Origin of the sequence: Mesorhizobium sp. WSM3224 (assembly GCF_000427725.1) — a bacterium.
In the GTDB taxonomy this organism is placed as follows: domain Bacteria; phylum Pseudomonadota; class Alphaproteobacteria; order Rhizobiales; family Rhizobiaceae; genus Mesorhizobium.
Genome location: NZ_ATYO01000002.1, coordinates 567,934 through 579,437, shown reverse-complemented (window position 1 = coordinate 579,437; position 11,504 = coordinate 567,934). Strand labels below are relative to the sequence as shown.

The following is an 11,504-nucleotide window of genomic DNA, read 5'->3' as shown; positions in this document are numbered from 1 at the left end:
CGGTCAGCGATCGATCTCGCCAAACACGATATCGAGCGATCCGATGATCGCGGCAACGTCGGCGATCATGTGCCCTCGAGACAGAAGATCCATCGCCTGCAAATGGGCAAAGGACGGCGCGCGTATCTTGCACCGATAAGGAACATTGCCCCCGTCTGAAACCAGATAAACGCCGAACTCCCCCTTCGGCGCCTCGACGGCAGCGTAGACCTCTCCGGCCGGCACACGGTGCCCCTCGGTGTAAAGTTTGAAATGCTGGATGGTCGCTTCCATCGACCGTTTCATCGTGGCTCGCGGCGGCGGCGTGATTTTCCGGTTCGGAACCGCCACCGGCCCCTGGCCCTCCGGCGACCGCAGTTTTTCCACGCATTGCTTCATGATCCGCACCGACTGGCGCATTTCCTCCATGCGAACGAGATAGCGGTCATAGCAGTCTCCGTTCTTACCAATGGGAATGTCGAAATCCATGTCCGGGTAACACTCGTATGGCTGCGCCTTGCGCAAATCCCATGCGGCGCCCGATCCGCGCACCATCACGCCGGAAAAGCCCCAGGCCCAGGCATCATCCAACCCGATTACGCCGACATCGACATTGCGCTGCTTGAAAATGCGGCTGCCGGTGAGCAAATCGTCGAGGTTGTCGCAGACCTTGAGGAACGGGTCACAGAAGGCCTCGATATCGTCCAGAAGCTCTGGAGGCAGATCCTGGTGCACGCCGCCGATCCTGAAATAATTCGCGTGCATGCGGGCGCCGGAGGCGCGCTCGTAGAAAACCATGAGTTTCTCGCGCTCCGCAAATCCCCAAAGCGGCGGGGTCAGCGCGCCGATATCCATGGCCTGCGTCGTGACGTTGAGGAGATGCGACAGAAGCCGGCCGATCTCGCAAAACAGAACGCGGATAAGCTGCCCGCGCCTGGGAACCGTTATTTCGAGCAGTCTTTCGGCGGCGAGGCAGAACGCATGCTCCTGGTTCATCGGCGCGACGTAATCGAGCCGATCGAAATAGGGCAGCGCCTGGAGGTAGTTCTTGTATTCGATCAGTTTCTCGGTGCCGCGGTGGAGCAGCCCGATATGCGGATCGGCGCGCTCGACGATCTCGCCTTCCAGTTCGAGCACCAACCGTAGAACGCCATGGGCAGAGGGATGCTGGGGTCCGAAGTTGATGGTGAAGTTGCGAATGGCGGCTTCTGTCATGACGGCTCTCCGCGACATCTGCGTTGCGTTGATTCACGGCGCGATCCGCATCCACATGGTTCGCCGACCGCGCTGCTATTCATCTCGCCGCCTCCGCTTGGTCCGTCTCTTCATCCTCTCGATGGAGACTTGAAGAAACCCTTATGCTGAGCGATGGTTCCGCAGGCTTGGCCATACCAGCGATTGCGCTCCAGCCAACTTTGGAGATGCCCAACCAAGGCCCGAACGAGGTCACAGAGCTATCGCCTCCTTACCGGCTGAGCGGTTTTCGTATGGAATCGTATATCGATCTCGATGCCGCCAGGGAGCGTTGATCGAGCCGTGGTCCTCGCGGTTCACCTTCTGGTGAGCGCAAGATTTTCCGCCGGAACATTCGCCGCTGCGCGTTGTTGAGTTTCAACCGCGGAAAGGAGCTGCCGCATGGAAAATCCCCAGTCAACGGCAAGAATAGCCAGCCATCCCATACATCCAATGTTGGTCACCATTCCGATCGCCTGTTTCGTCGGGACCTTGCTCGCCGATATTGTCTATTGGCGGACCGCCGAGATGACCTGGGCCGATTTCTCGGCCTGGCTGGTTACGGTCGGTGTCATCGTCGGCATTCTGGCGGCGATCGCGGGGCTGATCGACTTCCTCTGGGGCCGCAGAATCCGTGCGCAGCCGACCGCATGGCTGCATATGGCAGGCAATCTCGTCGCCCTGGTGCTGGCCTTCCTCAACATGCTGATCCACACGCGCGACGCGTGGACGTCGGTCGTGCCGACCGGACTGATCCTGTCGGCGCTGGTGGTCGTGATCCTGATTTTCACCGGCTGGCTCGGCTGGGGGTTGGTCTATCGCCATCACGTAGGAGTGGCTGATGAAACGACTTGATAGCGCGGTCAAAATCACGGGCGCGGCGCTGATATGCGCGACGGTGCTTGCTGCTGCCGGGTGCAGCGACGACAACACCGACCCGAGCACGCAGATCGGGCCAAATCCGAAACTGCCTGAAATCAACCAGTATCTTTTCCCGCCGATGCACCTGGCGTCGGTGGTTGGCTGGAAGAACGACGAGAAGCCGGGCGTCGCGCAGGGCCTGCAGATCCAGGCGATGGCAAAAGGTCTGCAGCATCCGCGCTCGATCTATGTGCTGCCCAATGGCGACATACTGGTGGTCGAATCGACAGCGCCTCCTGAAGCGTCCCCCAAGCGGCCGAAGGACATCGTCATGGGCTGGGTCGAAGACTGGGTCACATCAGGCGGCGACACCGGGCCGAGCAACCGCATCACGCTGCTGCGCGACACAAATGGCGACGGCAAGCCGGACTACCAGGGCGTGTTCCTCGATCATCTGAGCTCGCCCTTCGGCGTGGCGCTTGTCGGCAACGATCTTTACGTGGCCAATACCGATGCAATCGTACGCTATCCGTATAACCCGGGCGATACAAAGATCACGGCACCCGGCAAGGTGCTGACGGAGCTGCCGGGCGGGCCTATCGATCATCACTGGACGAAGAGCCTGGTCGCGAGCCCCGACGGCTCGCTGCTCTATGTAGGCGTCGGCTCGAACAGCAACATCACCGAAAACGGCATCCAGGCCGAGAAGGATCGCGCCGCGATCTGGGAGGTCGACCGCGCCACCGGCCGTTCGCGCATCTTCGCCAGCGGGCTGCGCAATCCGAACGGCCTGTCGTTCGAGCCGCAGAGCAAGGCGCTCTGGACCGTGGTCAACGAACGTGACGAGCTCGGGCCGAACCTGGTGCCCGACTACATGACGTCGGTGAAGGATGGCGCCTTCTACGGCTGGCCCTATAGCTATTACGGACAGCATGTCGATCCGCGCGTCATGCCGCAACGGCCGGACATGGTGGCGAAAGCCATCCCACCGGATTACGCGCTCAGCTCGCATGTGGCGCCGCTCGGGCTCGCCTTTTACACTGCGAGCAATCTGCCGCCATCATATCGCGGCGGCGCCTTCGTCGGCGAACATGGCAGTTGGGACCGCGACCGCTTCAACGGCTACAAGGTCGTGTTCGTGCCGTTCAGCGGCGGACATCCGAACGGTATAGCGCAGGATGTCGTCACCGGCTTCCTCGACGACAAGGGCGAGGCGCGGGGACGGCCGGTCGGAGTGGCTGTCGATAAGTCCGGCGCATTACTGATTGCCGACGACGTTGGCAACACGGTGTGGCGGATGACGGCAGCGGCGCCAGGCTCATAGGCCGTCTGGCTTACAGGTTGGGTCGCAAGGTCCGAAAAATTACAGAGCAGCGGTGCTCCGCGATCCGCCGAATGCTGTGTTCGCATTCGTTCACCCTTGGGCTCCGCCGCAGGGCGGAACCTCGTGGCACGCCAGGAATTACGGCTCAGCAAGCAGGAATGCCGCGTATGCCGTCCACTGCCATCCGCAAGTTTCACTATGATGCGCCGACAAGAACGCTTTCGGTGTGGTTTGTCCCAAGCGGGGACCGTTACGATTACCAGGATGTCGAGCCGGAGACCTACGCCGCGTTCAGGGCATCTTCCTCGAAAGGGCGCTTCTTCAACGAGTTTGTACGCGATCGATACAGATACCATTTGATGGAGCACGGGCGCCGGCATTAAAGCCCGTCGCGCTGAAACGGATCGTCCCAGAACCGCTGCGCACTTCTGGGCGACATGCATTAGAGCCCGTCGAGCCGCCAGTACCCTCAAGCTCGAGCCTGCGCTGTTGGAACTTCGATATGGCAGGCGAACCGGAGACGTCACACCTCGTCGAAACGGCTGCCTTCCTTCGAGGGATCGCGCGACAGAACCCGCTCCTCCTCATCGTCAGGCAAGGCTTCGTCGCTGTTTTGGTAAGCATTGTCGTCGTTTTCTTCCGGAAGCTCCACCTCCGCTGCGTCCGCTGCGCCGTTTTCGACGACGACACTATCCGGAAGAACCTTAGTGCCCTCGATGCCGTCCCAGTCCTGTTGTTCGATGGTCGGAGCTTCGGCCTGATCTTTCTGGGCAGCTCGTTTGTTGCGCGGTTCCATTTCACTCTCCAAGGCTTCCTTAGGTATCCATGAAGAACCGCCTGCGCGATTGGTTGTTCCCAAAGGCTCTGCTGGTGACACGGCCATCGCATGGAACCGGCCGGCCTTTGGTAGCAACGGGGAGTTCTCCGGCGAGCCATTTCGTCGGCCAGAAGCATCCGGGCGGTCTGTTTGCGCTCGACGTCGGCGTCAAAGGCCTGATGCTGCCGGCGTTCAAGGGATAGCGCCCAATCAAGGCCGCCGAGATCACAAGCGGCGTCTCGACGACGCGTCGGGTTCCAGCGCTGCGCTTGTTTTGATGCATGTCGTTCTCCCAAAACCGCTGCGCACTTTTGGGCGACATGCATTAACCTCAAACGCTCTCGAGATAGGTCTCGATCTCGAAGTCGCTGACGTTGAGCGCGAAGGTGTTCAACTCCTGGCGCTTGCAGGCGACAAAAGCGTTGCACAGCACGGCTGGGAAGATCTCGGCAACGCGCGGACCGGCCTCGAAGGCGGCGATCGCCGAGGCCCAGTCCGGCGGCAGCTTGGCGAGCGTCAGCCCCTGGCCTTCGCCGCCGGTCGGCTCGCCGGGCGACAGCTGCCGCTCGATGCCGATCAGCGCCGCGCCGAGGATCGCCGCCAGCACCAGGTAGGGATTGGCATCGGCGCCGGAGACGCGGTGCTCGATGCGGCGCGCGGCCGACGGCCCGCCCGGAATGCGTATGGCCACCATGCGGTTTTCGTAGCCCCAGGCGACGGCGGTCGGCGCATAGGATCGCGGCCGCAGCCGGCGGTAGGAATTGAAATGCGGCGCGAACACCAGCGTGCTTTGCGCCATCGCCGCAAGCAGGCCGCCGACGGCATGGCGCATGGTGTCTGAGCCTTGGTCCGAGCTGTCGTCGAAGATGTTGCGACCGTCCTTGTCGAGCACGCTGAAATGAACGTGAAACCCGTTGCCGGCGCGTTCGCCATAGGGCTTGGCCATGAAGCAGGCGGCGAAACCATGCTTGCGGGCAATGCCCTTGACCGTGCGCTTGAAGAGCACCGCATCGTCCGCGGCGCGCAAGGCATCGGGCACATGGTTCAGGTTGATCTCGAACTGGCCGACGCCGTTCTCGGCGATCGCGGTGTCGACCGGAATGTCCTGCATGCGGCAGGCTTCGTAGATATCATGGATGAAGGCCTCGAAATCGTCGACCTCGTCGATCGAAAGCGCTGCGTCGGAATCGAGACGCCGCCCGGTGACCGGCGACACGGGTCCGACCGGCCGCTGCGATGTCGGGTCGACAAGGTAGAATTCGAGCTCGGTCGCGGTGACCGGCGTCAAGCCAAGCGCGGCATAGCGGTCGAGGATGCGGGCCAGCGCCCGGCGCGGGTCGCCGAGATAGGGCGCGCCGCTGTCATCCGCCAGCCAGAGCGGCAGAAGCGCCGTCGGATGGGCCGTCCAGTCGACGGGCAGTATGCCGCGCCCTGTCCAGTGGCAAAGCCCGTCGGCGTCTCCGGTCGAGAACACCTGGGCGTTGCCTTCGATGTCCTCGCCCCAGATATCGAGGCCGATGGCCGAATAGGGCATGCGCAGCTTGCCTTCGAGCGCCTTGCGCGCCTGCTCGACCGGAATGCGCTTGCCGCGCATGATGCCGTTCAGGTCGCACACCGCTGCCCGCAGGCTTTGGATGTCCTTCCTGCTTTCAAGCCAATTCAAAACGTCCGCGATTGCATCGCTCAATTTCCAGCCCCTGATTTTGTGGTGCTGTAGCCTGTGCCGGCTACGATATCCAATTTTCAACTTGCGAGTTTATGAAGGCCATTTCGGCTTGTGCCGGATGGCTTTTCTTCATTTTTTCAAGTCACTAGCTGGGATATCGGGCGGCATTTCAGGTCCGTTTTTCGCGATCTGCGATCGCAACATAGCGACATGGCTGGCGAAAGCCAAGCCGGATTCGGCGCGCGGCAGCTACTGGCGCAGTTCGGGAAATTTCACTTGCCCGAGGATGTGGGTCGCGCCCTCATCGATGTCGCGCACAATTGCGGTACGCGCCCTTTCGCCGTCACCGGCTTCGATCGCCGCCACGACCTCCTCATGGTAGTCGATGCCCAGAATGCCGGCGAGGTCGTCCTCGAAGCCGATGCGCAGGTTCCTCAAGAACGGCCCGACCTGCATCCACACCGTCTCGATCAGGAAGATCATCTGCTCGTTGCCGCAGTGGCGATAGATCGAGAATTTGAAGTCGTGGTTCTTGCCCAGATAGTTTTCGATATCGCCGCTGCGCGCGGCCTGGGTGAGCTCGGTGCAATGACGCCGGATGGCGCGCAGATTGTTGCCGTTGATGCGTTTTGTCGCCAGCTCGGTCGCCGTGCCTTCCAGGATCGTGCGCACCGCGGTCAATTGCGAAAAGCGCTCGGCGGAGATCAGCGGCACCTCGACGCTGCCATTCGGCATCGGGCTCAGCGCCCTGAGCGCCTGCAGCCGCGTGAAGGCGCTGCGCACCGGCATGTCGCTGGTGCCGAGCTCCTTGGCGAGCTTGCGCGAGGTCAGCTTTTGGCCGGGCTGCAACTGGCCCGACATAAGGGCCCGCACGAGCTCCAGATAGACTTTCTCATGCAGCGGAACGGTTTCGACGGCAATAAGTCCGAATTGCGATTTGTCGGCCATTGGCTATGCGTTACTTCATTCGTCCTGAAATCTTTTCGTCGCTCTATCCGCCGCAGCGATACATTCAAGTGGCATTGAAGGCGCACGATAGACGGTTAACGCGCGCTGCCGCAAGGGAGAGCGCGTCCGCCCCCCCAATCGCTTCATTGCGACTGTGCGCTATCCCATGTCGAGACCCGCCGAGCTGCGCGGCATCATGCGTGCCGTGGAGCGGTTCGAACTGGCCCGACGCGGATCAGGGAAACCTGCTTCGAATGGCTTACAAGCCGTCCGGCGGTCCAACGAGATCTGTCGCTCAGTTGGAGCGAATGCTCTCCAGTTGCCGTTGAATCTCGTTCGCCCTGGCGACGTAGCTGCGCCAGCCGCCATATGTCGATATGTCCGTCGCCGCCGACAGGCCGGCGCTCTCCGCCAGAAAACCCTTCGCCGACGTGCCGTCGTCGAGCTCGATGGTGCCGATGCCGAGCGGTGGCGGGATGGCTGCGACGAAACGGCCGAAGGCGTCGGCGCAAAGGCGCCACACCTCGATCTCGATGGCCGTGCCGCCGGTGCCGACCCGGACAAGCCCGGGCTTGGGCGGGATCTGGCCGGCGAGCTCATAGAGCCTATAAGAAGGAGCCGTCCGCGCCGACCTGCAGAAGCGTGCGCCGGCCTCCTTCAATTGGCCGTTGAGCGGCATTCCCGAAAGATGCGCGCCGACCACCACCAGTTCGATCGTGCCGTCCTCGGCCGAGACGCCGACAGGCTGCGCGCTCGACTGCCGCCATCCAGCCGCACCGAGGGTGAGGCCGCTCACGGCGTGGAGGTCGCGCGCAACCGCCGCGATGAGACCGTCCCGCCCGGTGGCCGCAAGCAGGGTCACGCTCATCGGCAGGCCGTCATCGCGCGTACCGGTCGGCACGGCAATGCCGCACATGTCGAGCAGATTGACGAAATTGGTGTAGGTGCCCAGCCGGCTGTTGGTCACGATCGGATCGGCGAGCACGGCGTCGACGGTGTAGTGGGTCGGGGCGGTCGGCACGCAAAACAGATCGACGGAAGCGATGACCGGAGCGAGCCGTGCCTTGCAGGCCTGCAAGGCATAGAGGCCACGGAAGGCATCGGCGGCTGACAGGTTCCTGGCGCCACCGATGATCTTGCGCGTCACCGGGTGGAGCGCTGCTTCATTCGCCTCGAAGAAATCGCGGATCGCCGCATAACGCTCGGCCACCCAGGCGCCTTCGTAGAGCAGGTCGGCAGTGGCGTAGAAGTCGCCGAACGGGATTTCGACAAACCTGGCGCCGAGCGTCTCCAGCGCGGCGAGGGCAGCCTCGAAGCCGGCCTGCATCGAAGCGTCGCCGAAGAACTTCAGGTCGGCCTTTGCCGGGATGCCGATGTTCAGCACTGGCGGGCGGGCGGCGAGTGGCTGGACGGCGACGTCGCGCGAATAGGGGTCGGCGGTATCGTGCGCCGCGGCGACGGAGAACACCCTATAGGCGTCGTCGACCGTCAACGCGAAGACCGAGACACAGTCGAGCGTCCGGCATGCCGGCACGATGCCGGTCGCAGACAGCGCGCCGACCGTCGGCTTCAGCCCGACAATGTTGTTGAGGCCGGCCGGAATACGGCCCGAGCCGGCAGTGTCGGTGCCGAGTGCGAAGGAGACGATTCCGCGCGCCGTCGCCACCGCGGAACCGGAGGAGGAGCCGCCCGGCACCAGTTTTTCGTCGATCGCATTCCTCGGAATCGGCCAGGGCGTGCGCACGCCGACGAGTCCGGTGGCGAACTGGTCGAGATTGGTCTTGCCGACGACCAGCGCGCCGGCGGCCTTAAGCTTCGCCACGACCGTGGCATCCTTGTCGGGCCAGTAGGTATATTCGGCGCAGGCGGCCGTGGTCGGCATGCCGGCGACGTCGATATTGTCCTTGACGGCGAAAGGTATGCCCCAGAGCGGTTTTGCTACCGGATCGAAAGGGCCGAGCGCGTCGACCTCTGCCAGCATCGCGGCTCTCGTCGCAAGATGGATGAAGATGCCCGGATCATCCGCGGCTTTGATGCGGGCGTAGATAGTATCGATCACCTCGGCTATGCCAGTGCCGGCCTGGTAGGCTGCGTGCAGGCTGCCGATGTCGAAGCGGATGTCGTTCATTTCGTCTCCCCCAGAATGATCACCGGCAAGTCCCACTGGATCAGCACGACGCAGCCTTCCTTCGTCCACACCGAATGCTCGGTGCCGACCGGATTGAGGATCACGCTGCCCGCAGGATAGTCGCCGTTCTCGTCGCTCTGGGTGCCGTCCAGCACGACGATAGTTTCCAGCCCGGCATGGCGGTGACGCGGCACACCGGCTCCTGGCCGATAGTTCAGGATCGCGACCGAGGGCTCGACCGGCCCGCCCCTGAGCAGCCAGTGGACCGTGATGCCGTCGCGGAAAGGCTCGAACGCCAGATCGCGCCAGCCGCTGTCGACGAGGCCGGCAAAGACGAGATTAGGCATTCGCAATTCCCTCGAGGATCTGGTCGGTGGTCGCCGTCCAGCCTACGATCGCGCCCTGCGCCCTGATCATGGCAAGCGCGGCCGCCTTGAATTCGGGAAAGTAGCTTTCCGTCGCATCCTCGGCGACCAGGCATTCGTAGCCGCGGTCGTTGGCCTCACGCATCGTCGTCTGTACGCAGACTTCAGTGGTCACGCCGGCAAAGATGAGTTGCCGGGCGCCGAGGCGCCTGAGGTCGTCGCCGAGGCCGGTCGCGTAGAAGGCGCCCTTGCCCGGTTTCTCGATGACGATCTCGCCGGGCAGGGGTGCCAGCTCCTCGAGGATCGCCGTCCCCGGCTCGCCGGCGATCAGCACACGGCCCATCGGGCCGGCATCGCCGATGCGGATCGACGGGTTGCCGCGGTCGCGCTTGGCGGGCGGCAGGTCCGACAGATCGGGCCTATGGCACTCCATGGTGTGGATCACCGGCAGCCCGGCGGCGCGAAAGCCTTCGATCAGCCGCTTCACCGTCGGCACGATCGCCACGACCCGGCTGACGTCGTTGCCGAGGCTGGCGCCGAAGCCGCCAGGCTCGGCGAAGTCGCGCTGCATGTCGATGACGATGAGCGCCGTCGTCTTAGGCTCGAAGGCGAAGGTGAACGGCAGTGCGTCGATTTCCGCCATCAATGGTGCCCCGCCATATGCTCGCCGATGGTCTGCACGCTCGCCTGCGCGATCGGCGTCTCGTAGACGAGCGCGCCGTCGGACATGACCAGGATGCGGTCCGAGAGCTCCAGGAGCTCGTCGAGGTCTTCGGACATCAGGAGCACCGCGGCCCCCGCGTTGCGCGCCTTCATGATGCGGGCGCGGATTTCGGCGACGGCGGAGAAATCGAGGCCGAAGCAGGGGTTGGACACGATGAGCAGGTCGACCTCGCCCGTCAGTTCGCGAGCGAGCACGGCGCGCTGCACATTGCCGCCCGACAGCGAGGCGATCGGCGAGGAGAGCGAGGCGGTCTTGACCTTGAACTGCTCGACCAGGTGGGCGCTGAAAGATTTGATGGCGCCGGCGCTGATCCAGCTCACCGGCTTGCCGTTGCCGTCCACGTCGAAGGTGCGAAAGGCGATGTTCTCGGCGACCGTCATCCTCGGCGCGCAGGCATTCTTCAGCGGTTCCTCCGGGATGAGGCGCACATTGAGCGCACGCGCCTCGGCGCGCGTCGCCGCATAGGCGGCGCCACGCACCGTCACCTCACCACCATTGCGCGGGCGCTGCCCGGCCAGCACTTCCAGGAACTCCTTCTGACCGTTGCCGGAAATGCCGGCGATGCCGACGATCTCGCCCGAACGCACGCCGAGATCCGCTATGTCGATCGACTTGAGGCCGGTGCGGTCCGGCGCCTTCAGCGCCTTCACCTTGAGCACGATCTCGGCGTCCGGCTTCGGCTCGGCACGGCTGTCGAGCGCAGCGATCGGCTGGTCGCCGATCATCATCGCAGCCATCTCCCTGTGCGAGAGATCGGAGACTTTGCCGGTTCCGGTGAGCCTGCCTTTGCGCAGCACCGTGATGTCGTCGGCGAATGCCGTCACTTCATGGAACTTATGCGAGATCATCAGCACGGTGAGGTCGCCGGCCCTTGTCATGCCGCGCACCAGGCCGAGCACTTCCTGCGCCTCGCCCGGGGTGAGCACGGATGTCGGCTCGTCCAGCACCAGGAAATGGCGGCCGAGATAAAGCTGCTTGATGATCTCCAGCTTCTGCTTCTCGCCGGCGGCAAGCTCGGCCACCTTGACGTCGAGCGGCAGCTTGAAGGGCATGCGCTCCATGAACTGGGCAAGCGCGACGCGCTCCTTGCGCCAGTCGATGACACCCGGCACCTTCTCGCGCGAGATGACCAGGTTCTCGGCGCCGGTCAGCGACGAGACGAGCGTGAAATGCTGATAGACCATGCCGAGGCCGAGCGCCGAGGCATCCCTGGGGCTGGCGATCGCGACCTGGCGTCCGTCGACCAGCATGTCACCCGACGTCGGGTGGTAGAAACCCATCATGCATTTGACCAGCGTCGACTTGCCGGCGCCGTTTTCGCCGAGCAAGGCATGGAACGAGCCCGCCGGGACCTTGACGGAGACGTTGTCCAGCGCCGTGAAGGCGCCGAAGCGCATGGTCATGCCGATGGTCTCGACGCCGATCGCCTTGCCGTGGGGAGTTCCGCTCATCGCCGGTT

The 11,504-nt window shown here is 63.5% G+C and carries 12 protein-coding genes; 4 read left to right on the top strand and 8 right to left on the bottom strand.

What is annotated here, in order from left to right; translation table 11 throughout:
• Positions 1-3: 3 nt before the first annotated feature.
• Positions 4-1,194, bottom strand: coding sequence for an NADH-quinone oxidoreductase subunit D (locus tag YU3_RS0106495; RefSeq protein WP_027165491.1), 1,191 nt, complete (start codon positions 1,192-1,194; stop codon positions 4-6).
• A gap of 420 nt (positions 1,195-1,614) precedes the next feature.
• Between YU3_RS0106495 and YU3_RS0106485 the strand changes: the two genes are divergently transcribed.
• From YU3_RS0106485 to YU3_RS0106475, 3 genes are all read left to right on the top strand, one after another.
• Positions 1,615-2,067 (top strand): DUF2231 domain-containing protein, encoded by a 453-nt coding sequence (locus YU3_RS0106485; RefSeq protein WP_027165490.1) that lies wholly within the window; start codon positions 1,615-1,617, stop codon positions 2,065-2,067.
• On the top strand, positions 2,054-3,397 hold the full coding sequence (locus YU3_RS0106480) for a sorbosone dehydrogenase family protein (protein ID WP_051333857.1): 1,344 nt from the start codon (positions 2,054-2,056) through the stop codon (positions 3,395-3,397). Before YU3_RS0106485 ends, YU3_RS0106480 begins: the two co-directional genes overlap by 14 nt.
• A gap of 71 nt (positions 3,398-3,468) precedes the next feature.
• Positions 3,469-3,780 carry a KTSC domain-containing protein gene (locus tag YU3_RS0106475; protein WP_348631163.1) on the top strand — a complete coding sequence of 104 codons (312 nt, stop codon included), beginning with the start codon at positions 3,469-3,471 and terminating at the stop codon, positions 3,778-3,780.
• 140 nt (positions 3,781-3,920) lie between these two features.
• Here the strand turns inward: YU3_RS0106475 and YU3_RS0106470 are convergent, their stop codons facing one another.
• Complete coding sequence (locus tag YU3_RS0106470; RefSeq protein ID WP_027165487.1) at positions 3,921-4,193, bottom strand: hypothetical protein; 273 nt, start codon at positions 4,191-4,193, stop codon at positions 3,921-3,923.
• Between the two features lie 29 nt (positions 4,194-4,222).
• Here YU3_RS0106470 and YU3_RS41610 point away from each other — a divergent pair, with 29 nt between their 5' ends.
• Positions 4,223-4,417 (top strand): hypothetical protein, encoded by a 195-nt coding sequence (locus YU3_RS41610; RefSeq protein WP_036257936.1) that lies wholly within the window; start codon positions 4,223-4,225, stop codon positions 4,415-4,417.
• 128 nt (positions 4,418-4,545) lie between these two features.
• On the opposite strand, the gene YU3_RS0106460 is transcribed toward YU3_RS41610, so the two are convergent.
• The 6 genes from YU3_RS0106460 to YU3_RS0106435 all read right to left on the bottom strand — a co-directional run bounded on the left by YU3_RS0106460 (position 4,546) and on the right by YU3_RS0106435 (position 11,496).
• On the bottom strand, positions 4,546-5,901 hold the full coding sequence (locus YU3_RS0106460; RefSeq protein ID WP_027165485.1) for a glutamine synthetase family protein: 1,356 nt from the start codon (positions 5,899-5,901) through the stop codon (positions 4,546-4,548).
• 228 nt (positions 5,902-6,129) lie between these two features.
• Entirely contained in the window at positions 6,130-6,828 is a 699-nt protein-coding gene (locus YU3_RS0106455; RefSeq protein WP_027165484.1) for a GntR family transcriptional regulator, read from the bottom strand.
• Between the two features lie 295 nt (positions 6,829-7,123).
• Positions 7,124-8,956 (bottom strand): allophanate hydrolase, encoded by a 1,833-nt coding sequence (gene atzF, locus YU3_RS0106450; RefSeq protein WP_027165483.1) that lies wholly within the window; start codon positions 8,954-8,956, stop codon positions 7,124-7,126.
• Positions 8,953-9,303: a cupin domain-containing protein gene (locus YU3_RS0106445; RefSeq protein ID WP_027165482.1), complete on the bottom strand. Its 351-nt coding sequence runs from the start codon at positions 9,301-9,303 to the stop codon at positions 8,953-8,955. Before YU3_RS0106445 ends, atzF begins: the two co-directional genes overlap by 4 nt.
• The gene (locus YU3_RS0106440) at positions 9,296-9,964 is read right to left on the bottom strand and encodes an isochorismatase family cysteine hydrolase (protein ID WP_027165481.1); all 669 of its coding nucleotides are present in this window, start codon (positions 9,962-9,964) and stop codon (positions 9,296-9,298) included. The genes YU3_RS0106445 and YU3_RS0106440 overlap by 8 nt, the downstream gene beginning before the upstream one ends.
• On the bottom strand, positions 9,964-11,496 hold the full coding sequence (locus tag YU3_RS0106435; RefSeq protein WP_027165480.1) for an ABC transporter ATP-binding protein: 1,533 nt from the start codon (positions 11,494-11,496) through the stop codon (positions 9,964-9,966). Before YU3_RS0106435 ends, YU3_RS0106440 begins: the two co-directional genes overlap by 1 nt.
• Between the last annotated feature and the right edge of the window lie 8 nt (positions 11,497-11,504).